Origin of the sequence: Pseudomonas helvetica (assembly GCF_039908645.1) — a bacterium.
Taxonomy (GTDB): domain Bacteria; phylum Pseudomonadota; class Gammaproteobacteria; order Pseudomonadales; family Pseudomonadaceae; genus Aquipseudomonas; species Aquipseudomonas helvetica.
The window spans coordinates 6157269-6181134 of record NZ_CP150917.1; the positions used below are offsets into that span (position 1 = coordinate 6157269).

At 57.1% G+C, this 23866-nt stretch carries 19 protein-coding genes; 10 read left to right on the forward strand and 9 right to left on the reverse strand.

The features are described from left to right. The first annotated feature begins 172 nt into the window (after positions 1-172). From AABM55_RS28510 to AABM55_RS28545, 8 genes are all read left to right on the forward strand, one after another. Complete coding sequence (locus AABM55_RS28510; RefSeq protein ID WP_347928327.1) at positions 173-859, forward strand: hypothetical protein; 687 nt, start codon at positions 173-175, stop codon at positions 857-859. Between the two features lie 437 nt (positions 860-1296). After that, positions 1297-1935, forward strand: a complete 639-nt coding sequence (locus AABM55_RS28515) for an antitoxin Xre/MbcA/ParS toxin-binding domain-containing protein (RefSeq protein WP_347928328.1) — start codon at positions 1297-1299, stop codon at positions 1933-1935. A 66-nt stretch (positions 1936-2001) separates the two neighbouring features. Beyond that, on the forward strand, positions 2002-2397 hold the full coding sequence (locus tag AABM55_RS28520) for a hypothetical protein (protein WP_347928329.1): 396 nt from the start codon (positions 2002-2004) through the stop codon (positions 2395-2397). 207 nt (positions 2398-2604) lie between these two features. Further along, positions 2605-3246: a DUF6088 family protein gene (locus tag AABM55_RS28525; protein ID WP_347928330.1), complete on the forward strand. Its 642-nt coding sequence runs from the start codon at positions 2605-2607 to the stop codon at positions 3244-3246. 66 nt (positions 3247-3312) lie between these two features. Continuing rightward, positions 3313-4299, forward strand: coding sequence for an ATP-binding protein (locus AABM55_RS28530; protein ID WP_339496122.1), 987 nt, complete (start codon positions 3313-3315; stop codon positions 4297-4299). Between the two features lie 188 nt (positions 4300-4487). Next, a complete protein-coding gene (locus AABM55_RS28535; protein ID WP_347928331.1) occupies positions 4488-6815 on the forward strand; it encodes a S8 family peptidase in 2328 nt (775 codons plus the stop codon). 131 nt (positions 6816-6946) lie between these two features. Beyond that, the gene (locus AABM55_RS28540; RefSeq protein WP_347928332.1) at positions 6947-7336 is read left to right on the forward strand and encodes a hypothetical protein; all 390 of its coding nucleotides are present in this window, start codon (positions 6947-6949) and stop codon (positions 7334-7336) included. Positions 7337-7454: 118 nt separating this feature from the next. Further along, positions 7455-9245, forward strand: a complete 1791-nt coding sequence (locus AABM55_RS28545) for a hypothetical protein (protein WP_347928333.1) — start codon at positions 7455-7457, stop codon at positions 9243-9245. On the opposite strand, the gene AABM55_RS28550 is transcribed toward AABM55_RS28545, so the two are convergent. Genes AABM55_RS28550 through AABM55_RS28565 form a run of 5 tightly spaced genes read right to left on the reverse strand, consistent with a single transcriptional unit; the run spans position 9246 to position 15162 of the window. Further along, positions 9246-10679 carry a hypothetical protein gene (locus tag AABM55_RS28550; RefSeq protein ID WP_347928334.1) on the reverse strand — a complete coding sequence of 478 codons (1434 nt, stop codon included), beginning with the start codon at positions 10677-10679 and terminating at the stop codon, positions 9246-9248. It abuts the gene before it with no gap. After that, positions 10672-11775 carry a TniQ family protein gene (locus AABM55_RS29870; protein ID WP_367576141.1) on the reverse strand — a complete coding sequence of 368 codons (1104 nt, stop codon included), beginning with the start codon at positions 11773-11775 and terminating at the stop codon, positions 10672-10674. The genes AABM55_RS28550 and AABM55_RS29870 overlap by 8 nt, the downstream gene beginning before the upstream one ends. Beyond that, positions 11736-12623 (reverse strand): TniB family NTP-binding protein, encoded by an 888-nt coding sequence (locus AABM55_RS28555; protein WP_347928335.1) that lies wholly within the window; start codon positions 12621-12623, stop codon positions 11736-11738. Before AABM55_RS28555 ends, AABM55_RS29870 begins: the two co-directional genes overlap by 40 nt. Then, positions 12620-14542, reverse strand: coding sequence for a Mu transposase C-terminal domain-containing protein (locus AABM55_RS28560; protein WP_347928336.1), 1923 nt, complete (start codon positions 14540-14542; stop codon positions 12620-12622). The genes AABM55_RS28555 and AABM55_RS28560 overlap by 4 nt, the downstream gene beginning before the upstream one ends. Next, positions 14542-15162: a TnsA endonuclease N-terminal domain-containing protein gene (locus tag AABM55_RS28565; RefSeq protein ID WP_347928337.1), complete on the reverse strand. Its 621-nt coding sequence runs from the start codon at positions 15160-15162 to the stop codon at positions 14542-14544. The genes AABM55_RS28560 and AABM55_RS28565 overlap by 1 nt, the downstream gene beginning before the upstream one ends. A 99-nt stretch (positions 15163-15261) precedes the next feature. Here AABM55_RS28565 and AABM55_RS28570 point away from each other — a divergent pair, with 99 nt between their 5' ends. Beyond that, positions 15262-15996 (forward strand): ATP-binding protein, encoded by a 735-nt coding sequence (locus tag AABM55_RS28570; RefSeq protein WP_347928338.1) that lies wholly within the window; start codon positions 15262-15264, stop codon positions 15994-15996. A 6-nt stretch (positions 15997-16002) separates the two neighbouring features. Here the strand turns inward: AABM55_RS28570 and AABM55_RS28575 are convergent, their stop codons facing one another. From AABM55_RS28575 to AABM55_RS28585, 3 genes are all read right to left on the reverse strand, one after another. Then, on the reverse strand, positions 16003-17217 hold the full coding sequence (locus tag AABM55_RS28575) for an aldose 1-epimerase family protein (RefSeq protein WP_347928339.1): 1215 nt from the start codon (positions 17215-17217) through the stop codon (positions 16003-16005). 150 nt (positions 17218-17367) lie between these two features. Next, the gene (locus AABM55_RS28580) at positions 17368-19344 is read right to left on the reverse strand and encodes a methyl-accepting chemotaxis protein (RefSeq protein WP_347928340.1); all 1977 of its coding nucleotides are present in this window, start codon (positions 19342-19344) and stop codon (positions 17368-17370) included. A 190-nt stretch (positions 19345-19534) separates the two neighbouring features. Then, the gene (locus AABM55_RS28585) at positions 19535-20455 is read right to left on the reverse strand and encodes a LysR substrate-binding domain-containing protein (RefSeq protein WP_054594627.1); all 921 of its coding nucleotides are present in this window, start codon (positions 20453-20455) and stop codon (positions 19535-19537) included. Positions 20456-20613: 158 nt separating this feature from the next. Between AABM55_RS28585 and AABM55_RS28590 the strand changes: the two genes are divergently transcribed. Continuing rightward, positions 20614-22014, forward strand: coding sequence for a NorM family multidrug efflux MATE transporter (locus AABM55_RS28590; RefSeq protein WP_347928341.1), 1401 nt, complete (start codon positions 20614-20616; stop codon positions 22012-22014). Between the two features lie 98 nt (positions 22015-22112). On the opposite strand, the gene AABM55_RS28595 is transcribed toward AABM55_RS28590, so the two are convergent. After that, a complete protein-coding gene (locus AABM55_RS28595; protein ID WP_347928342.1) occupies positions 22113-23777 on the reverse strand; it encodes a bifunctional diguanylate cyclase/phosphodiesterase in 1665 nt (554 codons plus the stop codon). Positions 23778-23866 lie beyond the last annotated feature (89 nt).

The following is a 23866-nucleotide window of genomic DNA, read 5'->3' on the forward strand; positions in this document are numbered from 1 at the left end:
CGATACCGGCCAAAGACTCGAAAGAGGCGGCCCTGGTAGTGACACGCAATGTCGTACGCTCATACGCACGCGGTAACGTGAATCTTCAATACGGTCGGTACGTGACCTCAGAGCAGCTCGAAGCTCGCAAACAAAAGCTTGCTCAACACTCGTTCTGAGAAAGACCTACTACGTGACCAATATTACCCCCCTCCCTGAACGCCCAGGGCTAGATCAGCACGCGCTCGCTTTGGAGCTCGTGCGTCTTTTCCAGCAGGCCGAAGAAAAAATCAAACTGGTTGAAAAGCTCAGCCAGGAGCTGTCGATCCCAGCAATCAACGAGCTGCGGTATGCGGGTTATCACATGACCCAATACCTCAGCGGCAATGCTGATGCAGAGACAGAGCTGACGAAGGCTCAAAACCATTGCAAGCGGGCAATCTATGACGCCGTAGAGGCTGGGGTCACCCGACAGCTGGAACTGATCAAACAGTTTCAGGATGACTTCAGACTCATCTCTCTCAGCGAAGCCATTCCTGGCTACAAAGACATCCAGAAGCAAATCAAAGGTGCTCGCGATCTGATTTTGACGCCGCGAGACAGCAAGCAAGATCGAGCCGAGTACTATGAACAGTGCTCGACCCATCTGGAAAACCTTCGAGTCGCCCATGATGACCTTGAGCTGTACCGCGAAGACCTGCTCAAGCGACTGAAACGCTCCAATCGTGATAACCGGCTCTTGCTGGCGACGCTGATCGCAACCGTGATCGGCGCAACTTTTACGGTTCTGAGCTTCTACAAACCTCAGTCCGACATACCTACAGCCCCACCTGTAGATATGGCCAGCGCTGCCGTGCCTACGCCGCAAGCAGCCAAGTAACTCTCGCAACGTTCGAGCATCAAGCAAAAGGGCTACCACCGTAGCCTTTTGACAACCCGGACCAACGCTCCCATCATCGACCTCGATAGAGACTGTTGTCTTCTTGCACGCCTGCTGGCAAATGCGAGAGCCGCTGCTCACCTCTTGAGAAAGCCCCCCCTCAGATGAATCTCGCGCGACTTGCACAACTGGTCGGCGGATAGTGTGCGACTGGACGATACTCGACCTGGAAACGACCAGTGACGAACTGGAGGCACTTCACGCCCGAGGCTTGGAACCAAAAGGGCGGCGACCGACGGTGGGAAATGAAACTAGGTTCAGGGCAAGCCCAGCCTGACCCGGTATTAATCTCGTTTCCAACCCGCTCGCCATCGTGCAGAGGGTGCCCGATCCGAACATAATCAATCCACTCAGGTTATGAGTCAGAGCTGCCAATCATGAACGAATGTGAGAAATTCGAGGTTCAGTTGCACGATGCCGGGGACGGTAGCGGCGACGTATTCATACCGCTCACGGCTGACATCCTCAATCGCACGGGTATGGCCATCGGCGACGTTTTGACCCTTGAAGTGGTCGATGGTGTAGCAGAGCTCCACGGTGCCATCGAGCAGCCTACTCGCGCCCACCTCACGAACAGGCTTCAACGTGAGGAGATTCAAGGCGACTACCGCAGACGCCTGACCGGCTATCTACAGGTACCCATTGATACATCCGATCAAGCGCTCCATGAGCTGATTGAAGCCGGCTTTACTGCGTCTCTCATGCAAAAGCTCTGCCTTCAAGACACGATTCAACCTCGGCAACGAGACGCCATCATCTCAGCGCGGGCACTTTCAATCCGACTGTCGAAGAATCAGCGATTGAGCTTGGATGAGAGCGATAGACTGTTCCGGATTACACATATCATCGCGATGGCAGAAGCAATCTTTGGCGATACCAGCAAGGCCAAGCAATGGCTATCCAAACCGAAGGCCCATCTTTCCGGCAAAAGCCCCAATGAACTCGTTTTGACCACACCCGGTACGCATCGGGTTGAGGAAATGCTCATTCAGGTGTCAGAGGGTTTTTACAGTTGAAAAGGTTTCTGAGTCAGCAGGCATGCGCGAGCGCCGCTATTCACTTCTTCAAAAAGGTCCCCTCAGATGAATCTTGCACGACTTGCACAACTGGTCGACGGACACGGTGAACCCGTGAACGGTTGTGATTTGCCACCCGATGATGCACAGGCGTTGGCGCACACCAGATTCCCAAATCTCTCGACTTGCCTTGTGCGCGACTGGACGATACTCGACCTGGAAACGACCAGTGACGAAATGGAGGCACTTCGCGACCGAGGCCTGGAGCCGGTGATGGTCTATGCGTTAAACGTTGTGTTCGATAGCCGGGGACGCTTCAACGCTGGCGACTGGGTCCGCAGCTCGTTCCAATTGAGCTTCGAGGACAATGGCTTCTTCCTCACTAAAAACACGCTGTACGTGCTGCTCGGGAAAGGTGCGAGACAGAGAATCACCGTCAGTGACCTGATCAGTCTTCAATAGCCGTGATCTGCCCGCCACATCGGTGGTACTCCCCTCAGGCAGCGCGCTCGACACCCATTTCATTCTGATCTGATAGCGGACTCCCAAGGCCCGCTTCGGTATGTCTTTCACGATCGTCGGGTCGCTGACAAGCAGCCGCAAATAACGCCTTGAACGAATGTCAGATATAGTATGCAATATCTGACATAGCTTTCAGTGAGTCTATCGATGCCTTCCCTACCTGTAGCGATTCTGGAAAAAAGTCTGGCTGTCCCTAAAGGCCACGTTCTAAGCCCCAAGGAGTTTTTGCACTTGGGTAGCCGGGCCGCAGTGGATCAGGCGTTTTCACGCCTGGCTAAAGCGGGAAGCCTGTTACGCGTCGCTCGGGGCATCTACGTTGCTTGCGCTCGGGGACAAGACGATACCCAAGCTCCGAAGGTAGAAGCTGTCGCACTGTCCATCGTTGCACAGGGGAAGGTCGTGATCACAGGCTGTGGTGCTGTTGCGGCCAAATCATTTGGGCTGATTTCGCAGGCCCCGGACGAAGTGACTTTTCTCACGACAGGCCGTAGCAAACAGCTGACCGTGGGCTCGACCAGGGCCTCACTGCAACATGTGCCTTACTGGATGCTGGCATTAGGAAGGTCCAGAGCCGGCGATGCCGTCAGGGCAATGGCGTGGATGGGCGCAGAGCGTGCTGAAAAGACTGCATCGCAGCTTCACAGCCAGCTTTCAGACGCCCAATGGGAGGCTCTTTCTGCTGTTCGGGCTAGTCTACCCACCTGGATGGCTATTGCAGTGAGCAAGGCTGGCATCTACGGTGAACCACGCAATGGAGGCTGCGCTACTGACCAACGGCCACGCATTTAACGGCGTACTTAAGGGTATCGACAGGTCATAGCGATTAAACTAACGGGATGAAAAAGGTAGAGAACCATGGCTAGCGGCGAGCATTTAAAGGCGCTTTTGCGCTCACACATCAAAGGAGATGACAGTCATTTCCTTGCCGTTGCTATGCAGATGGCCGCACACGAAGCCAAGCAAGGACACGGAAAGCTTGCTGAGGATCTACGAACCCTGATTGATTCTGCCCAGTCCAAGCGAAAGCCGCTGTCGTCTGGCCCGGTTCCCATTGGCCAGCCCCGAGGCGAATTGAGCAATCTGCTCTCCGTTGCGCTTCCTCAAACACGCTTCTCTGAAATGATCTTGGACGACGCCACCCACGGCCGGCTCGCCCGCATTATCAGCGAACAGCGCAATTTCGAAAAAATACGTGCACACGGTCTTTCGCCCCGCCGCAAGTTGCTTTTGGTCGGCCCACCCGGAACGGGCAAGACCATGACCGCTTCAGCTTTGGCCGGAGAGCTCGGTATCCCGCTGTACATCGTTCGCCTTGATAGCCTGATTACCAAGTTCATGGGTGAAACTGCGGCCAAGCTTCGGCAGGTGTTCGACGCCATTAGAGACACTCGGGGCATCTACTTCTTCGACGAATTCGACGCGATCGGATCTCAGCGTGGCCTGGCCAATGACGTCGGTGAGATTCGTCGTGTGCTCAACAGCTTTCTTCAGATGATTGAGCAGGATCAGTCCAACAGCTTGATCATTGCTGCCACGAACCATCCAGAAATTCTCGACTATGCCTTGTTCCGACGCTTTGATGATGTTATCGAATATGGGCTGCCCAACCCGGAACAGATTCGTGACGTGCTGAAAAACCGGCTCGTAAACTTTTCAAAATCGATTAAAAACTGGGAAGAGCTCACCACAGTAGCAAGTGGCCTGAGCTACGCAGAGCTGGTACGGGCAGCAGATGACGCGATTAAAGACGCGATCATTCATGATCGTGGTGCGGTAGACGCTAGGGACGTGGCAAAGCATCTTGAAGAGCGTAAAGCTTTCCACGGAAGACAACGATTATAAGCCGGTAGAGCTTTTCGATGACGGAACCAAACGCAGGGCAGCGACGACACTTTCATCTACAACGTACAGGGCGGCCGGAACGATACCAATCGACGGCATCTCCCACCCGAGATCCCGTTTTTCCGCCTCGCGACAAAACAAGGCATGGTGAGCGGCTGCTCGGACAACTGGAACACTTCAGAACACGAATGGCGCAAGCCGTTCAACTGCAACGCTCTCAAGGTCAGGACGGCGGCTTTGGCTTGCAGCTTGAGTTTGTAAGTGAGCCTGGCTTTGAACTGGCATTTGAAGGACTGGCCCGAGGTCAGCAACGAATTGAGTTGTTGAATGTGCGTTACGACGGGGCGACCCAAACTCACTTTGCGACGGTTTTCGTTCCCGACGGAAAACTAAGTGCGTTTGAAGGATTGGTCACGCAGTACATGCACGTAAACACCAGTAAAGGTGTTCCTCGAAATACCCCCCTTTTAAACCCCATCCTTGAAATTCGAACAGCGACTTTCAGTGCCCTATGGACTGATAGCCAAGACGCTCTGCCCAGCAATCCTGATCAGCCGATTTGGTGGGAATTCTGGTTGCCTGTCCGCGATAACCAAGCCGCTGTACTGCAGCGATTCCGAACGATCGCGGGAGTGCTTGAGTTCCAAGTATCGACAGATGCGTTGACCTTCCCAGAGCGAACAGTCGTCAACGTCTTCGGCACCCAAACAGCGATCACCGCGTCAATGGCACTGCTCAACGAGGTTGCAGAGATTCGCCGCGCCAAGGAAACAGCGGAATTCTTCGATGCGCTGACACCAACGGAGCAGCGCGAATGGGCAGATGATCTGCTCGGGCGTACTTCAGGCGGGGATGACAACAGCGTTCGTATTTGCCTGATCGATACCGGCGTGAACCACGGCCATCCCCTGCTGGCCAACCACATTGCAATGGCGGACTTGCATACCGTTGATGCCGAGTGGGGAGTTCAAGATGATGTAGGCCATGGCACCGGTCTGGCCGGGGTCGCCCTCTACGGCGATCTGGTTGATCCACTGTCAGCACCAGGCCCAGTGAGCATTTCCCACCGCATCGAGTCCGTGAAGCTGCTACCGAGCGCGAGAGGCTACCAGCGCGAGACATACGGTTCGTTGACGATGAATGCGGTAGCGCGGCCAGAAATTATTCAGCCCGACAAGCAACGCGTTTTCAGCATGGCGATTACAAGCCTCGATGACCGTGACAGAGGCCGGCCTTCGGCTTGGTCAGCAGCCGTGGATCTTCTGACCTCAGACGCTCTGGGCGGGCGGACACAGCCACGTCTGATGATCGTCTCTGCGGGAAATGCCGATACGGAGAAATACGCCAATTACCCCTTCAGCAATCAGACTGACGGTATTCATGATCCGGGCCAGTCATGGAACGCGATATGCGTGGGGGCGTATACCCAGAAAGTCACGCTGGATCCCGTCGTTGCTGGAGAGTCTGTTCTTGCCACCAATGGCAGTCTCAGCCCTTACAGCACGACATCTTGTACCTGGACGAGGACGCCGTGGCCGTTGAAACCAGATGTCGTCTTCGAGGGTGGCAACCTGGTTCAGGACGCCTACGGCATTTTCAGCCATACCTCGCTTTCACTACTGACTACGTCACACGAGCCGCAGCAGCGCCTGTTCACTACCACGTGGGCGACCAGCGCCGCCTCGGCACTCGCGTCTCGCATGGCCGCGCAAATTTCTTCGGCCTACCCCCAACTCTGGCCGGAAACGGTACGTGCGCTAGTGGTGCACTCCGCCGAGTGGACAGAGCGGATGAAGGCCGAGTTTCTGGCCGGCGACTCAAAGGCCGACTATGAAGCCCTGGTTCGCACCTGTGGTTTCGGTGTTCCCGATATTGGTCGGGCACTGTGGAGCGCATCCAACTCTTTGACCCTGGTAGTGGAGGATTCTCTTCGCCCGTTCACCCGACAGGGATCTAAACCGGCAACCGCCCGTGACATGCATCTTCACCTACTTCCCTGGCCTCAGCAGGAGTTGCTGAACCTCGGCAACGAGGACGTCGAGATGCGCGTCACCCTGTCTTATTTTGTTGAGCCGAATCCAGGTGTCGCAGAACGCGGGCTCAAAGGGCGCTATCGATATGAATCTCATGGGCTGCGCTTTGAGGTCAGCCGGTCTGGCGAGGATGCAACAGTGTTCCGTCAACGGATCAACAGACGTGCCCGAGAGGAAGATGACGATGACACCCCTTACCTCAGCAGCCCCTCGGACACACGCTGGCTGATAGGTACACGTGGTCGGCATAAAGGATCTCTGCACTCTGACATCTGGCGCGGACCGGCTTCCGATCTGGCGGGGTTGGGGATGATCGGGATTTACCCTGCGCCAGGGTGGTGGAAAACCTTGGTCAAACAGCAGCGCTTCAATGATGAAGTGAGGTACAGCCTGGTTGTGTCGATAAAGACACAGCAGACTGAAGTAGACCTCTACAACGCTGTCGATGTGGCAATCGCCAACGCTGCAGCAATCGTGACGTGAGCAAGGCGCCCTCGCCCTACGTGCGTAGTAGTGAGAGCTGAAGGGGCATCCAGGACCTTTCAGCTCAATCATGCAGAGAAAGCAGAAATGCTCGGCGACAACAGGCCGGCGATCACTGAGGATGATGAGATATGGAAGAAACGCTTGAGGCGCAGACCGACGATAAGCGGCGAGCGTGGAGTTACAACGGTGCAATAGAGGCAGGTTTCGATCCTAAATCCTATTCTTGGGCAGATGTCCCGACGGGAACGTGGCTTGCTCGCCTCGACTTCAAAATATGGTCAAACAAGACATCCGCCGGCTCTCTTGGCTGTTATTTCACATCACTTGCTGATGGCCGCCAGTATCAGCTCTCTGCCTTCCGTCCGTATCGGTCCACCTCACGATGCTACTCACCGACAGATGACGGCATCGACTTTTCGCGCCCAGGACTCGATGGGCAGATTTTTCAGCTAGAGGTCGGCAAGGCTGCAAACGGGAAAATCAAATGGCTTTCGGCGAAGTTCGAGAAAGACCTTTGACGCAGGCGGAATCGATAGCATTTCGACCGTAATGCAATGAAAGAGGCACCTTAACAGATGGCACAACGATATTGCCGTGTGCTATCTGTTAGCCCTTATCCCCAAAGCTGGTGTTCCGTTGTCCTTCATCGCCCGACGTTCATTCCGTTCAAATTTTAAGCCCCGGACAAGCTTTGGCGGCGCTCTTGAGAAGAAAGACTACGACCTCGTCATCTGGCTCTACGGTGGCGTCTGGAAAAGTCCTAATGCCTCACACGAACCCTTGGTCGACGTCGTATTTCGTCGGTTGGACCCAGACGGCACGCTGCATAGCACGGAGGTCATTCCAGTCGCGCTGTCGTTCCTCGGTCAATTAAGGATTGGAACCTGTTGGCGGGCAGGTCGGTGGGCGGGGGAGATTCAGTTGGAGGATCTAGGCGTGACCGCCGTGAACCTTCGCGAGAACGTGACCTGGCGGTTTGTCCAACTACGCGACACTCTTCTCGTGAACGACGAAGAATATGGGCTCAAGTCACGTGAGTGGCCCGTTTGGCTTGTGGAGGTTGATGGTTGGAATGAAGAAAAGATTCTCATACCCTGCGTCGAGTTTTTCATCCGCTGTTATGGCCGCAACTCCGAGTCAGCGCGGATTCTCGCCACCTACCCATGGGACATGGTCTTACAGCGGTTTTTCTACGATTTTCCTACCGAGCCAAGCGACCAACGAATCCAGTTGAAAAACTGGGTATCCAGCAGTGAAGGAGTGTTCTTGTGGCACCTGCTGCACGACCCAACTACGAGGGACGCGTGCAAAAGAATCTATGCAGAACTCGACGCACAGTTCGGCCCTGCCACCAAACACTCTACAAAAGCGTACCTCAAAGCAGGGCCATGGTTTGAGGGGACGGCGCTCCTTATGGGAAAGGGAAGATGGCTGGCCGATGGCAAGACCTTTCTCTGTTTGCAGTTAACGGGCTTCAGCGATCCGAAGGGCCCCGTCATCGATATCGAACGCTCCAGTTTTGTGACTGATGGCACTCACGACGGCGGCTGGCACAGGCAAAAACGAGTCAAGGAACTACCGGAAAACCAAAGGGTGTCATTGACTGACGCAGAGCCGCCCGACGTGGATTCCGAAACGCTACGGGTGCCCAACTATCCAATTCATCAACTGGGTGACAGACGGCGAATCAGAACTACACAAAGAACTCACAAAGGCTCTAATGGAAACGTCCTCGCGTCGTCCAATGGACACGCTCTACACGCACCCGGTGAGGGGCAAGGCTCGAGCAAAGGCGTGGGCTCGGTGGAGTTTCAGACTCAACTAAATTGGGAATCCCAAGGCGACCTGAAAGCCATGTGGGCGGCGTGCGGACTTCTCGCGGAAAAGTACACCGACATCATCAGCAGCGTTGAATGGTTCACCTTTGAGCGTGGCTACCAGACTATTGGCCCACCTGAACTGGAACTCTTGCGCCCACTTGAGAACGCGAGCTTGTCGCCGAAAGTCCGCAATTGGCCATACCTGGATGTTCGCGAGAGAGTCATGCGAGGCCTGTTGATCATCAGGATACGGGCCGGTCTGCACAGCTTCTACATCATCGAGTCTCAACGACGACCACGCTACGTCGCCCAAGCCCGAGACGCAGAAAATGCTTCGAACGCCGAGACGGAGGACGCTGCCGGCCATCAGTGCCTATTGCTTGAAATCAGTGCCGGCGAAAATGACACAAGGCATGCGCTCAAAGAGATTTGCTCGAACATTCGCTACGTCCAGGGCCAGGTGAGAAACATAAGGCTCGACGCCGGCTTTCCAAAGATCACCTTTAACCATTCAAAGCGAGCACCGGGCGAATTTCTGTTCGAGGGCGTTCTAGTCTCAAAGCTTGCTGAACTGAATCTCAAGCTGGAGACAAAAGTCGTCAATTGATCAGGGTGTCGCCATATACGGAGAAGGCAGCCAATAGTCTCGATATCCGATCGACACTCGTAAACCTTTTCCACTGGCATCAGGGGCAACGGTCAAATCGCGTGCACTGATTCGTGAAACACCGTGAAAATACTTGAGCCCGACGAGGAGCCACCGCGTTTCAACGTCCTCGCCCGCCCGCGACCGCCTGAGCAACGCGAAGAGCTCTTTCTCTAGCCTTCTTTTTTCAAGAATTTTCGATAGGCGCCTGACCTGTCCGAGATCGATCCCCGAGCCGAACTCGGCATTCAGGTAGTGGATAAACCCCGTTACCGATGCCATCCGCCCTGGTGCATCACTTAAGAAGCGGGAGACTTTGGCCGTGCTTGGTAGTTCGTTCGCTCCTCGGCACTTGTCAGTGAGCAGGCGCGCCGCTGTGCTGAGAGCCAATCGAGCTGAACGGATGGAGGTTCGCCCGATGCTCACGCGGCCCATCAACAACCGGAAGTAACCATTCAAAGCCTCGCTTTTTCGCCCGGGCTCCGTAGACGCCAAAATTGCTGAAATCCGACGGTGCTCGGAGTCCATCTCTCGCGCTTGAACATCCACTACAACCGCGTTGATTTCGGTGTACCAGACCATGGGCAATTGCATGCGCCGCAGAGCTTCGGCACCAAAGTACGCCAAGAGATCGGCATACGAAGGCCAACTCGGCCAGTGTTTCTCTATCTCTTGGAAGAACAGCAAAAACCGGTGAATCGAGCGCGCTGCTTTCTTGTAATGGGTACAGGACGGGAGCCACGCACCAAACCGCTCAAACTCGGCTCTCATCCAGCCGCTGCTGAACACCTCAATGTCCATGGCCAAGCGCTTGCGATAGGTCTGCTCCCAGTAGCATTCGGTGCATTTTGCGCCCATGCCGGCGGGTATATTTACGCCACAAAACGAGCAAGTGGTAATGCCCACCGTCGAGCACAACCTGCATAGCTTGCGTCCATCAGCCCCCAAGATCAGCCGACGATTGCGCCCGCACGCCGCACAGGTTTCAAAATCGCGATGCGCACACCTTGGGCAGCCTTTTACTATCTGCCCATCAGCAAGCATGTTCACCAGTCGAGTCGAGAGCACCTGGCAGATATCGCAAGGCTGCGGCGCGAGGAAGTAATGCGCGCATGAATTACACGCAGGCCCATAGACCGTCATTCGACCGACCGGGCGACCCACGCGATGGCAGCGCACGCAGGGCTGGCTGGATAAGCAGCGCTGACAGACTGCTTTCAAATCAAATATGGGCAGACGGGCGACTTCAGCGCACTGCGGACAAGGGCGGCGCTTAAACAGACGGGCGTAACAGGTCGAACAATACTTCAGCTGCTTGTGTATCTTTTTGGTTCTGAACAGCGACTTTCCACAGCCTTCGCACATGCTAGACCTTGGGCCATCGTCGTTAGCCATCTCGTGAAAACTTCCTTTGCAGCCGAGCCCAGGCTTTAGCTACGTTCGGCACCCCATGAAGCCCAGCACCGCTCTTGCGATGTCGTGATGCTCCACTTTGCAGGGCCTCCAAGATGCCTGAAATGCTGCTTGGCGCATGGCATCCTCGTGGCAGCGGCAGAGCAGATCGAGACAGTGCATGGGCCCTGAACACCTGCGCCAAGATCTCATGATCGAAAGACATGACCTTCCAAGTCTGCGCCAGAAGCTCTGCACGCTCTCTCACCGCAAGCGCTTCCAGGGCAAGCCCTGATGGACTTGTCGCGAGCATCTGCACACCCAAATCACGGAGGATGGCACTGATTGATTGAGTGGGGTGAAGCGAGGCGCAGCGAATGAATGACTGAACCATCCTGGCCCAAAGAAACCAGTCAGCTGTGGTCATCAATTGAGACCCAGCAACACAATGACCGCTAAGACACTCATCGGCAGCTTGCTGAAACAGCATGTCCGACTCACAGGTGCTTTCAACCGGGCTGAGTGCAAAGCGATACCCGCACAGATGGCAGGCCCCGCAATCTTGATCCGGTGGCAAGAGCCGTTGAGGTTGCAGCGAGGTCCAGCAGTTCGGACAGCGATCGATAAGCCATACCTGATGCCGAGGGCAACTGAAGTGCCAAGCTAACCGTCCACTGATCCGGTAATAAGGCGGGCCTTCAGCAAAACACAGTGGGCAAAGTTGAAGACCGGCCGCAGAGCGGAGATTTCTGTTTCCCCGTACAAGAATCCAAGGCCAAGTTGCTTTACCAATCGGCCTCTCGCTGATCGCTTCAGCAATAGAGTCGAGGCAGCAATTGGACACCTCAGAAACAGAGCAGCCCGCCAGACTGGCAAGACTGCTCGCTCGGTCACTGCTCAACCCCCGATCCAGATCACAACTCAAAGCGCGCCATTTCGGCCAAATGATGCTGGTCAACGCCAAGGGGGAACACCCATGGGCTAGAGCAGTGCGAACAAGCCAAGAGGTGAGCAACTCATCCTCCATGATGGGTTGCGTCCTGGGCCAAACCGAGTGATTCAGATCAACTCGCGGATGCCACGTGTAGGCCGTAGCCATGATTTGCTCTCGATTATCGACTGGTCGATATGCTCCTTGCCTGATTTGATGGCCTCGGTTGCGCACTCAAGTAACAGGCGCTGCAGGTCACCGGTGTTTCCCCCCGATATGGAGTAGAGCAATTGAGCCAGGTGAGGCCGAGATAGACCGGAGGCTTCACGAAGCGGAAGAACTGATTCGAAGTCTTTAACCAGCCGCTGGAAGTCAGCGTTGGGCTCCCACGTGCGCAGCGGCATCACGTCAAAGCGACTGGCATGCTGAGGATCGGTATGAAGCACACGAACAGCATCAGGTGTGCCCACCCCCACCACGGGAATAGCCAAGGTGTTACAGAGAAACTTGAGCGCATTCATCGTTTCCCGCTGCTTTATCGCGGAGCCCGTCAGCAGTGAATGGAACTCATCGATGATCAGCAGCTTTACGCTGCAAGTGCGGAACAAATGAATCACCTGATAGCGAAGCTTGGTGACGGAATCCGACTCGCGGTACGGAGCCCAGAACTGCTCCAAGATGGCGATGTACAACCCCTTTTCGCCTGAAGTGGGAGGAGCCTCAGTCAAGATGACCGGCTTAACAGACTCGACCTCTTCGTTGACGTAAGCCGCACCGTGCAGGGCAACGAACCGGCGGACGATTGTCGTCTTCCCGTTGTTGGAGTCGCCGACGATGAGCAGGTTACGCATCCGGGGCCGCGCAGGCATCTGCATCAGGTGCAGCAGCGTATCCAAGATTTTTTGAGCAGCGGGATAACCAATCCAACGAGGCTGATCAAGGAAATGCAGGCGTTCGTTATCGGAAAGCTGAACAACCGCCCTAAACTCAGGATGGACGTGCGCATATTGCGTCATGAGACGTCTCCAAAGCTATTCAGATCGAAATCAACCATACCGGTGGCGAAGGCTGGCTGCTCTTGCGGAGCCTGAACCGGTTGGGGCTGAGGCTGGGCCGGCGTCACGTTCTTCGAGTGACGACGATGCCGCTCGACCTGGCGCCTTGCTTGCTTGGTTCTTGCCTGGGCTGAAGCGACCAGTTCCCGGTTTTCAATGATATACCTCTTGATGAGCTCCTCGTTGATGTGAGCTCGCCCTTCGTCTACTGCTTTCTTCTTGGCCGCTCGATACTCCCACACACTGGCTGCCGGGAATGCCTGGTTCGCGACGGGGATTTTGAAGTATTGCTTGAGCACTGGGTCAAAAAACCAAATGACACTGATATCACGCGGATCGCGACGGAAGATGAATTTCCGAGTCTTGCCCGTTTCCTCATCTTTGGCGTTGATCCATGGCCGCAACGCCTCGGAGTAGTAACGCACATCAAACTCAACACCGTAGTGCTGGATTGTGCGCTCGAAGGACGGTAAAAAATCCCGCTGGATCGTGAACGGATCAGTCGGACGCATCGGCATCCCGACAAGAGGATCGACGCCAAGATTTCCAAAAATGCCCACATGCCACTTACGCGCCGGGCTCATAAAAATCTTTGAGTGGTATTCCTGATGGTATTTGAGAATCTCCCGAACCAGCCACACCTCAAACTCATCGACCGTCAGCGCCGCCTTACCTTCGGAATCATAGCCGTCTCGGTCGTCGACATTGCCGAACGTGGTGCCTGGTAGCGAATGCACCTTTTTCATGAAGGTACCCAACAGTCGCTCGATATGCCCACCGAATTTTGGGCGTTTGACAGGACGAAACCGGTTTTCGATTCCATATAGCAAGCAGGAGCGCTTCAACGTTTCCGCTTGGAAATCAGGGCCATTGTCAGAGTGCAGAACCACCGGAAATCCCCAAACCGGCCATTCACCTTCAACGCCATGAACGGTCAGCCAATCTTCTTTAGGAAGTGCCGAGTGGGCCACACACATAGCTACCGAAATACCAGAAGGCTCATCCAGCGCCAGGTAATACCCGGTGATCATTCGCGTATGAACGCAAATCGCCAATGTCAGCCACATTCGGCCTATGGACAGGCGATGAACGTTGTCCACAAGCATTACATCGATAGGCGTGTGGTCGATCTGGACGACGGACAAAGGGAAATCAGCGCCAGGAAAACTGCCTGGTGACGGGGTGTATTTGTTCCGCGCAATTTCAGCGAAACCTCGACCACGAAAGAATTCTTTTTCGGATACCTGATTGATGCGGGCCCGAATAGCGGAAGGGCTCGGGGACGCAATGTTCTTCGCTTCACACGCTTCCTTCACCCTCTCTACAGCTTCCTGCGCCGTCGGCCGCTGGTGGCTCAGGTAAAAACCTTTGATGACCGATCGAATAATCTCTTCCGCCTCGGCTGAGATACGAGAGTTACCTTGTTGCCAGCCACGCTTACGCGGGATCAGTGCGAGAAGCTCCCCCCAATCCCTGTATTTGCCAAGCCACCTGTAGAGCGTGGCCGCCCCAACGCCAACTTCTTCCGCTCGCTGCTCAACTTCTTTACGCCCGACCACAACATTGCCGATTAGCGGCTGGATAGCTGCATAGCGCTTCTGCGCTATAGCCCATTCTTCGGCCGCAACCGCCGCGATATCGTAGTAGGCGTACAGCCCTTCGACCTTTTCCTTGGCTACAGGCTTGAGGGCTGCGATGGGCAGTGCTGCAGCGCGCCCAGACTCAACATCGATCCCGATGACCGTCGTGAAATCTAAGACTTGCGAGACCCGGTACACGTGGTCTGCATAAGCCACCATCGAATCAATGTTGGCATCGACCCGAGCTCGATCAGGCTCGAACGGAACGAGCTCTTGGTTGCTATCGCCTTGATCAGTCATCACTCGGGTATCCAAAGTTCTAGAAAGCTATTGAGTGGAAGTCGGATGTCGCAATCCAGTTGCCTCGTTGCCACCAGGTGCCAGATGTGTCCGATACCTTCAGCCTTGTAGATGCCCCCAAAGTGTCGAGCCAACAGGTAGTGGAATGGCACCACATTCATCTGCCTGACCGTTTCCAGAATCCACGCGGAGTCTTCAGGCGGATAGTGATAACGCTTGTAGCGTTCCAGGAACTGAATGTTGGCAAAGGCAGTGTCGCGGATACGGCTCTCGTCATAGATGTGGAAATTCCACCCTTGGTCGTTCGCGTACCTCCAAGCAGCTTTCCATTTAGGCAGCCACTTCCTCCAGTTCGCTCTCCAGTCAGCCTCTGGCTTCACCTCGACCAAGGTTGGCTTCGGATATTGTTCATGATTACGACCACCCAACCGGTAGTAAACTAGGAAGTCTGGTGTGTACTGGAAGGTGCGGCCGTCTCTACCGGCGAAATCAATTTGGACCGGCTGCGGAACAATCGTCTCGACGTTGCAAGAGAACGCCGTACGCGCAAGAAAGTCGCGCTCCAGCATCGACTCATAGGGGATTCCTTCCTCTTTGCGGAAGGGAAAGACACCCGACATGCTTCGCTTGGTGGGCTTGATTGCTCGGGTTTGGCGCGGTCTAGTTTTATCGCAGCTATTTTTGTCCATATCGAGTTTAGTCGCACCTAATTCGAAATATTGGCTCAGCTATTTCCAACGAAAGCTGCCATTTTTCAAGGGTTCCAGAGCACCACTGTCTCATCTATTTCTAAATCCTACAGTGGCTCGAAACCGCAGCCCGGTGAAATCACCCTCGCCCACCACGGTGTCCTGTTCCTCGATGAGCTGCCGGAGTTTGATCGCAAGGTGCTGGAGGTGCTGAGAGAGCCACTGGAGTCGGGCTGCATCGTGATTTCCCGAGCCCGTGACCGCGTGCGTTTTCCCGCGCGCTTTCAACTGGTGGCCGCTATGAATCCGTGCCCCTGTGGATATCTTGGCGAGCCAAGCGGCCGCTGTTGCTGCTCACCGGACCAGATCCAGCGTTATCGCAACAAACTGTCGGGGCCGCTGTTGGACCGAATTGATCTGCATCTGACGGTTGCCCGCGAAGTCACGGCGTTGAATCCCGCGTTAAAACCTGGCGATGACACCGTAACCGCCGCCGCCCGGGTCGCGGACGCAAGGGAGCGGCAACACAAACGCCAGGGCTGCGCCAATGCCTTCCTCGATTTGCCGGGCCTGCGCCGACACTGCAAGTTATCCACAACCGATGAACACTGGCTGGAAACCGCGTGCGAACGGTTGACCTTGTCGCTACGAGCGGCCCACCGACTGCTCAAGGTGGCGCGCACCCTGGCGGACCTTGAGCAAGTCGACGACATCACCCGCGAGCATCTGGCCGAAGCGTTGCAGTATCGGCCGACCACGCACTAGTCGAAGTTATTCCTTGGTGAGATCCACCAACGGTGTTTGCCTTACCTCAGTCTCCCGTCCACCCTGAATCTCGCTCACCTGCGCCAACGCTTTATCCACAGCCGCTTTATCCGCCAGCAAGCTGTAACTGATCTGGAACTGCTTCTGCTCCTTGGCGGCAATCGTCGGCACCAGGTTCAGTGGCCGCTGATACCGGCGGTTGTAGGAAAAACTCGTCCCCGGCTCCAGCCCCGTGACATAGCCCTGGCCTTGGGTATCGGTGTTTTTCCACAGGGAGAACACCGGTAATTGCTTGGTATTGAAGCCAACCGACACCCCGAGACTGCCCGCCTTGTTATGCAGCACGGTCAGCGTGTCGCCCTTGGCATCGGCATACGGCACGACGTTGTAGACGGTTTCGTCGTAGTCTTTGGTCGGCGCGCGGTAAGTTTGCCAGTCGGGCAAGTCCCCCTTGGCCTTGTCGTTGAACGGCGACACCTGTTTCACCGGCGCAGCGAAACGGGCGCCCTGTTCCAGGAACGGGGTGCTGAAGTTGCTGTGGTAGAGCGCCTGGTATTCCTTCGGATAGTCGCCGTTGTTAGTCAGGGTGTCGTTGAGGGCGAAGCGCACGCTGCCGGGCTCGGTGACCAGTTCAGTCATTACCGAGAAGTCGACCTTCTTGAACGCCTGCTCTTTCAACTCACCGCGCAGGCTGATGGCGTAAGGCGGTTTTTCATCAATGTGCAGCGTGACCTTGCTGGCCGGAATGTTCGCGGCGCGGCCATGCAGGGTCAGCAGTTCGCCGTTGTCCATGCCGGGGTGACCGACCCATTCGTAGCCGCAGCGGGTGACCAGTTCATTGAAGCCTTCGAGCCAGCCCAGTCCGCCACGCCCGTTGAGTTCGATAAAGGACGGATTGACCACGTCCTTGACCGGCGAATCCCAACCCATACGCACATTACCCACCGACGCCTGCAGGACGTTCATCCCGCGGGTCGGCACCACCGAGAGTTTCATCGTGCCGTTATCAATGTCGACGATGCTCACGCCCTCCTGCCGACCGCCGTGCAGGGTGCGCAGGGTCACGGAGAACGGTTTGTCGGTTTTCACACCGAGCTGCTGGCTGGTGATTTGCTGGTTCTGGGCAGCCTTGTCGGTGTCGAGCAACACGTAATCCCAAGCCATAACGTGGGAGGCAGCGGTCATTGCGCCGAGAGTGACGAGAAGTTTGAGCGGGGTCATGGTGAAAGCCTTTCTTGGAGTTGTGCGATTTTTATAGCGCTGATGAAACGTTTCAGCAAGCTTAAAAACGGCATAACTCCAGCAAAACTCAGTCGACGGGTTCAATCGCCAACAACAGGCTTGCCAACGATGGCGATTCCAGAGGTGACCTCAGCGAAAACGATCAACCTCATGCCGCAACTCTGCCGCCAGGTTTTCCAGTTCCTTGGCAGTAATTGCCAGGTTCGACACCACTTCACGCTGCTCGCTGTTGGCCATGGCGATGCTTTGCAGGTTGCTGCTGAGCAAGGTCGCGGTGCTGCTCTGCTCTTGGGTGGCGGTGGTGATCGCAGCGAATTGCTGGCCGGCCGAGCGGCTTTGTTCATCGATCAGCGCCAGCGCCGACGCGACATTGGCATTGCGCGTCAGGCCTTCGTGCATCAGCAGCTTGCCTTGCTCCATGGTGCTGATGGCGTGACCGGTTTCCTGCTGGATGCTTTGGATCATCCCGGAAATCTCGTCAGTCGCTTCGCGAGTGCGCGAGGCCAGGTTGCGCACTTCGTCTGCCACCACTGCAAAACCACGGCCCTGTTCGCCGGCGCGCGCGGCCTCGATCGCGGCGTTGAGTGCCAGTAAATTGGTTTGATCGGCAATCGCGGTAATCACCCCGACAATGCCGCCGATTTCCTGGGAGCGCTGACCCAGGGTGTTGATCACCGTCGCCGTGCTGTTGAGAGCACTGGCAATCTGCTCAAGGGACGAAGAAGCTTCTTCCATCGAGGTACGACCGATCCGCGTCTGCTGGGCGTTTTCCTGGGCCAGACGCTCGGTGTTGCCCATGTTGTCAGCGATGTTCAGCGAGGTCGCACTGAATTCTTCCACGGCACCGGCCATGCTGGTGATTTCACCGGACTGCTGCTCCATCCCTTCATACGCACCGCCGGACAACCCGGATAATGCTTGCGCGCGACTGTTGACCTCTTCCGAGGCCTTGCGGATGTGCTCGACCATGGTCGATAGAGCCTGGCTCATCTGATTGAAGCTGCGCGCCAATTGACCGATTTCATCATGGCTCGACACGTTCAAACGCACGCTCAGATCACCCGCACCCAAGGCTTCAGCCTGCCGCACCAGATCACCCAACGGCGCCAGCTTGCTGCGCAACAGCCAGACTGCCGCGCCTACCGCCAGCAGCATCGCCAGCAGGCTGCCAATGGCCAGGCGGATACCGATGCTCCAGGTCACTGCGCGGATTTCGCTTTTCGGCATGCTCGCCACTACTGACCATGGCCCGCCCTCGAATGGCACGGCAACGCTGTAGAAGTCTTCGGACTTGTCGCTCCAGAAGGCGCCCCGCCCCGGTGTCCTGGCCAAACCGGCGATGGTCGAAGTCGCCTGATCCAGCGCCTGCACGCCGGCCGGCGGCACCAGCCATTTGTTTTGTTCATCGAGCAGTGCCAGTGAACCGCTCTGGCCGATGCGGAAGCGCTTGAGGTTGTCGAACTGCGCGCTCTGCGCATCGGTGTAATCGAAACCCACGAACAACACCGCGATCACCTTGCCGCTGCTGTCGCTCACGGGGGTGTACTGCGTCATGTAGGAACGATCGAACAGCAAGGCCCGGCCGACATAGCTCTGCCCCGCCATCAGCCGCTGATAGGCCGGGTGCGCATGGTCGAGCAGCGTGCCGATGGCGCGGGTGCCGTCCTGCTTGCTCAACGAGGTGCTGACCCGAATGAAGTCCTCGCCACTGCGCACGAACAACGTCGCCACGCCGGCAGTCATTTGCTTGAACTCATCGACCTTGTCGAAGTTGTTGTTCAACACTTCGTTGCCCAGATGCAGGCCCGGAGTCTGCACGCCCGCCACCGTCACCGGCTGCTCCGGGTGCACGCTCAAACCGCCACTGAAACGCTTTTCAAACAACCCGCTCAGGCGCTGGGTGCTTTCGCGCAGGGTGCCGTGGAAAGTGCTCAACTGGTCGGCCAGCAACCGCGCCTCACTGGCCAGATGCTCTTCACGCGTGTCGAGGTTGGCAGAATCCAGCGAACGCAGGGCGAACACCGTGCTGCCACTGATGACGACCGCCAGGATGACGGCAAGGGCAAGCCCCAATTGTGAGGCGATCCGGGCACGAGGTTGAGACATGACAGCTCCTGGCCGAGGAGCCGGATCATCCTGATCGCGTCGCGTGGCTCGGCAAAATATCCAGTAATAGGGGAAGCGCGAAACCTTTCAGAACGAAGGTCCCACTTTCAGGGATTCGGCGGCGTAGATAAATACTTGAGCGATGCACAAGGATATCGCTCAAGGCTGCCATGGCGGTGGCTACATCGATTCAGCCGAGGCGCTCGACATCTGGCAATTCCATGGCCTGCACCTCACCCTGGAGGAAGTCGCTGAGACGGCGCAAACGTTCACCGCCGGGGCGGGTTTTCGGCCAGACCAGATAATAATTCAGGCCGCTGGCCACGGCAGTCGGCCACGGCAAACTCAAACGCCCCTGAGCCACATCTTCGGCCACCATCAGCAAGTCACCCATCGACACCCCGTAACCACGGGCGGCGGCAATCATCCCCAGCTCCAGCGTATCAAACACCTGCCCGCCCTTGAGCGACACCTGCTCCGACAGGCCCATACACTCCAGCCAACTGCGCCAGTCACGCCGATCAGGAGTCGGGTGAAGCAGTTCAGTACTGGCCAGCCGCTCGACATCCCATGGTTGATCATTCAACAGATTCGGTGCGCCGACCGGGATCAGCAGTTCAGGGAACAGGTAACTGGCCTCCCAGTCCGGTGGAAAATGCCCGTTGCTCAACAACACCGCACAATCGAACGGTTCGTGATTGAAGTCCACCGAGTCGACGTCCATCCAGGCGCTGGTCAGTTGCACCTCGTTGCCCGGTTGCAAATGCCGAAAGCGACTGAGTCGCGCCAGCAGCCAGCGCATGGTCAGGGTCGAAGGGGCTTTCATGCGTAAGACGTCATCTTCGGCGCGCAAGGTATTGCAGGCCCGCTCCAGCGCACCAAAGCCCTCACGCACACCCGGCAGCAGCAAACGCGCGGCCTCGGTCAGTTGCAGATTGCGCCCGCTGCGCTGAAACAGCCGACAGGCGAAATGCTCCTCCAGCGTACGCACATGTCGGCTGACGGCGCTTTGGGTGATCGACAATTCTTCGGCAGCACGGGTAAACGAACTGTGCCGCGCTGCGGCCTCGAAAGCGCGAAGGGCATACAACGGAGGAAGACGACGAGACATTGGGAAAGCTCCTATAGCGCGACCCCGGAACCTTATCAGAAACTCTCCAGCATGAGTTTTAGTCATGCCAGCAATCGTTTTTATCCCTTTGTGCAAACGCTTGCGAGCGCCGAGAATCAACCCTTCCCGATTTATCTGACTAAACGAGCGTGATGATCATGCAGCATCCAGCACGTACCGAACTCTGGGCCATCCTGCGGCTGGCGGGGCCGCTGATTGCCTCGCAGTTGGCGCACATGCTGATGATCCTCACCGATACCTTGATGATGGCTCGGCTCAGCCCGGAAGCCTTGGCCGGTGGCGGCCTGGGCGCGGCGAGCTATTCGTTCGTGTCGATTTTCTGCATTGGCGTGATCGCGGCGGTCGGCACGCTGGTGGCGATCCGCCAGGGTGCCGGCGACATTGAAGGCGCCACGCGGCTGACCCAGGCCGGGCTTTGGCTGGCGTGGTTGATGGCGCTGGTGGCGGGTCTGCTGCTGTGGAACCTCAAGCCAGTGTTGCTGCTGTTCGGCCAGACTGAAAACAACGTGCATGCGGCCGGCCAGTTCCTGTTGATTCTGCCGTTCGCCCTGCCCGGCTACCTGAGCTTCATGGCCCTGCGCGGTTTTACCAGCGCCATCGGCCGGACGACACCGGTGATGGTCATCAGCCTCCTCGGGACCGTGGCCAACTTCCTGCTCAACTATGCGCTGATCACCGGCATGTTCGGCCTGCCGAAAATGGGTTTGATGGGGATCGGCCTGGTCACCGCCATCGTCGCCAACTGCATGGCGCTGGGCCTGGCCTGGCATATCCGCCAGCACCCGGCTTACGCCGCGTACCCACTGCGCAAGGGCCTGTCACGGCCCAATCGCCAGTACCTGCGCGAGCTATGGCGTCTCGGCCTGCCGATTGGCGGCACCTACGCGGTAGAGGTCGGTCTGTTTGCGTTTGCCGCGTTGTGCATGGGCACCATGGGCAGTACGCAATTGGCGGCGCATCAGATCGCCCTGCAAATCGTCTCGGTGGCGTTCATGATTCCGGCGGGGCTTTCATATGCGATCACCATGCGCATCGGCCAGCACTACGGCGCCGGGCAGTTGCTCGATGCGCGCTTGGCCGGGCGGGTCGGGATTGCCGTTGGTGGCGCGGCGATGCTCGGGTTTGCCATGGTCTTCTGGCTGCTGCCGAACCAACTGGTGGGACTGTTCCTGGACCATAACGACCCGGCGTTTCGCGAAGTGATCAATCTTGCGGTGAGCCTGTTGATGGTGGCGGCGTGGTTCGAGTTTTTCGACGGCACGCAAACTATCGCCATGGGCTGTATTCGCGGTCTGAAGGACGCCAAGACTACCTTCCTGGTCGGCCTCGCCTGCTATTGGCTGATCGGCGCTCCGGCTGCATGGTTGATGGCTTTCCACCTCCATTGGGGGCCGACCGGCGTCTGGTGGGGTCTGGCGCTGGGGCTCGCCTGCTCGGCCGTGAGCCTGACGCTGGCATTCGAATGGAAGATGAAGCGGATGATCCGCCGTGAACAACCGGAACAGGCAGTGCAGTACAGCACCGTCCAGCCTGATTAACCCGTAGGAGCACGGCTTGCCCGCGATAGATATCACGCGTTGTATCAGATACACCGCAGTGATCCCATCGCGGGCCAGCCTTGCTCCTACGAGTTTTGTTAAGCCAGGACAGCCTGTTGGCTACTGCCAAACGTCAGATACTCAACCAGCTCGGCCAGCGGCAACGGCTTGCTGATCAGGTAACCCTGCACCTGATCACAACCAAAATCACGCAGCAGCTCAAGCTGTTCAAGGGTTTCAACGCCCTCGGCGACCACTTCCAGGTTGAGGTTGTGAGCGAGGTTGATCATCGCGTGGACCAGCTTGCGATTTTCCTCACGCGTCTCCATGCCACCGACAAAGCTTTTGTCGATCTTCAACAAGGCAATCGGCAGGCTGTTGAGGTGCACGAATGACGAAAAACCGGTGCCGAAATCGTCCAGGGAGAAACGCACACCCAGACGCCCCAAAGCGTCCATGGTCTGTTTGACCAGATCGCTGCGGCGCATCACTGCAGTTTCCGTCAGCTCGAATTCCAGCCACTGCGCTTCGACACCGCGCTCGGCAATCAACCGGCTCAACGTCGACAGCAACTGACTGTCCTGGAACTGCCGGAACGACAGGTTGACCGCCATGTGCAACGGCGGCAGACCGCGTTCGCGCAACGCCTGCATGTCGCGCAAGGCACGGGAAATTACCCAGTACCCCAACGGCACGATCAAACCGCTCTGCTCGGCCAGCGGCACGAACTCGCTCGGCGGCAGCAGCCCGCGCTCGCCATGACGCCAGCGCACCAGAGCCTCGAGGCCGACAATTTGCCCGTCGTCTAGGTTCAGCCGTGGCTGGTAATGCAGTTCCAGCTCATCGCGGCGCAAGGCCCGGCGCAGTTCGCTTTCAAGATCGGCGAGGCTGCGCGCGTTGCGGTTGATGCGTTCATTGAAGATATGAAAGGTGCAGCCTTGGGTGCTTTTGGCCTGCTGCATGGCGATATGCGCGTGCCACATCAGCGGGTCGGCGCCAGCCTGCGCGCGCGCGTGGGCGATGCCCAGGCTGCAGCCGATCAACAGGCTTTCGCCGTCGATCCAGTAGGGTTCGGCCATGACTTCGGTGATGCGTTCGGCCATCCACTCGGCGCGTTGCGGTGCGCGGCGGGTGTCGATGAGCAAGGCGAATTCGTCGCTGCCCAGACGCGCCAGTTGATCGCCGGCCTCAAGCTGGCTCTTGAGCCGCGAGACCACTTGCAGGATCAGCCGGTCGCCGGCCTGGTGGCCGAGAGCGTCGTTGGCGTGTCGAAAGTTGTCGAGATCGAGGTGCCCGAGTGCCAGGCCACGGCCGTCGTTTTCCGCCAGACGCGCCGCCAGCAGGGTCTGAAACCCCTGGCGGTTGGCAATCCCGGTCAGCGGGTCCTGCTCGGCGAGGCGCTGCAAGGTGTTTTCGAGCACGCCGCGCTCACGCACATGGCGCAGGCTGCGGCGCAATGTATCCACATCCAGCGCATCGCGAACCAGCCAGTCGCTGACACCGTCCGGTGGGGTGGACGGTTCATGTTCGAGCAACAGCACCGTCGGCAGGCTGCAACGGCCTGGCTCCGGTTGAAGTGCGGGAATGGTCAACAGGACAGCACTGCGGTTGTCAGCAAATAGACTGCTCACCGACTCCCAGGTCGGTGCACTGATCAGCACAGCCGAGCTCCCCATAGGAGCCAGACACTCGCGTAACAACGCTGCCCACGCTGGCTCTTCGGCCAGAAGCAGCAAACGCAAGGGTTCGACAGGCGTAGACAAGCTAGCTCCCTAGACTCTGCAAAAGATGTTGGCGGCGGGCATTATGACGCGCAGATAAACAATGACAAATGATATTGATTATCAAACAG

Bases quoted from the DNA above. Each gene is read 5' to 3' on its own strand.
- AABM55_RS28560 (WP_347928336.1), bottom strand. From the start codon at position 14,542: ATGACTGATCAAGGCGATAGCAACCAAGAGCTCGTTCCGTTCGAGCCT.
- AABM55_RS28520 (WP_347928329.1), top strand. From the start codon at position 2,002: ATGAATCTTGCACGACTTGCACAACTGGTCGACGGACACGGTGAACCC.
- AABM55_RS29870 (WP_367576141.1), bottom strand. From the start codon at position 11,775: ATGGCTACGGCCTACACGTGGCATCCGCGAGTTGATCTGAATCACTCG.
- AABM55_RS28540 (WP_347928332.1), top strand. From the start codon at position 6,947: ATGGAAGAAACGCTTGAGGCGCAGACCGACGATAAGCGGCGAGCGTGG.
- AABM55_RS28565 (WP_347928337.1), bottom strand. From the start codon at position 15,162: ATGTCGGGTGTCTTTCCCTTCCGCAAAGAGGAAGGAATCCCCTATGAG.
- AABM55_RS28550 (WP_347928334.1), bottom strand. From the start codon at position 10,679: ATGGCTAACGACGATGGCCCAAGGTCTAGCATGTGCGAAGGCTGTGGA.
- AABM55_RS28525 (WP_347928330.1), top strand. From the start codon at position 2,605: ATGCCTTCCCTACCTGTAGCGATTCTGGAAAAAAGTCTGGCTGTCCCT.
- AABM55_RS28590 (WP_347928341.1), top strand. From the start codon at position 20,614: ATGCAGCATCCAGCACGTACCGAACTCTGGGCCATCCTGCGGCTGGCG.
- AABM55_RS28555 (WP_347928335.1), bottom strand. From the start codon at position 12,623: ATGACGCAATATGCGCACGTCCATCCTGAGTTTAGGGCGGTTGTTCAG.
- AABM55_RS28530 (WP_339496122.1), top strand. From the start codon at position 3,313: ATGGCTAGCGGCGAGCATTTAAAGGCGCTTTTGCGCTCACACATCAAA.
- AABM55_RS28535 (WP_347928331.1), top strand. From the start codon at position 4,488: ATGGCGCAAGCCGTTCAACTGCAACGCTCTCAAGGTCAGGACGGCGGC.
- AABM55_RS28585 (WP_054594627.1), bottom strand. From the start codon at position 20,455: ATGTCTCGTCGTCTTCCTCCGTTGTATGCCCTTCGCGCTTTCGAGGCC.
- AABM55_RS28580 (WP_347928340.1), bottom strand. From the start codon at position 19,344: ATGTCTCAACCTCGTGCCCGGATCGCCTCACAATTGGGGCTTGCCCTT.
- AABM55_RS28515 (WP_347928328.1), top strand. From the start codon at position 1,297: ATGAACGAATGTGAGAAATTCGAGGTTCAGTTGCACGATGCCGGGGAC.
- AABM55_RS28575 (WP_347928339.1), bottom strand. From the start codon at position 17,217: ATGACCCCGCTCAAACTTCTCGTCACTCTCGGCGCAATGACCGCTGCC.